General features: G+C 33.9%; 1 protein-coding gene. It reads left to right on the forward strand.

The window, feature by feature from the left end:
* The coding region (locus J7R10_RS09525; protein ID WP_208436548.1) for a phosphoribosylformylglycinamidine synthase subunit PurQ at positions 1 to 168 on the forward strand (168 nt) is incomplete at its 5' end.
* Positions 169 to 387: the final 219 nt, after the last annotated feature.

Consider the following 387-nt stretch of genomic DNA (forward strand, 5'->3'; position numbering starts at 1 on the left):
GAAAATACAAACCCTAATGGTTCACTTAATAATATTGCTGGTATTACCAATAAAGCTGGTAATATTCTTGGTATGATGCCTCACCCTGAAAATTTCATTGAACCAGCACATGGTGGTACTGATGGCCGCTTACTTTTCCAAAGTGCTTTAGAATTTGCAAATGGGTAATAATAAAAGAGAAATTATGTTATTTAACTTTTTTAAAGTCAAAAATCTCTATCATCTCCTATGCAGTAAATTTACGAATCAAAGACTTTACAGACCCAGTGGATGGTATTTCTCTAAAAACACACAAAGATTTATTCAAAAGCCGTTTCTGGTCTTTGAATCACCGAATAAATCACTAGAGTCTCAGTTAATGGTTTGTGCACTTCTGCCTTATCAAAC

Origin of the sequence: Bartonella vinsonii subsp. berkhoffii ATCC 51672 (assembly GCF_902825225.1) — a bacterium.
In the GTDB taxonomy this organism is placed as follows: domain Bacteria; phylum Pseudomonadota; class Alphaproteobacteria; order Rhizobiales; family Rhizobiaceae; genus Bartonella; species Bartonella berkhoffii.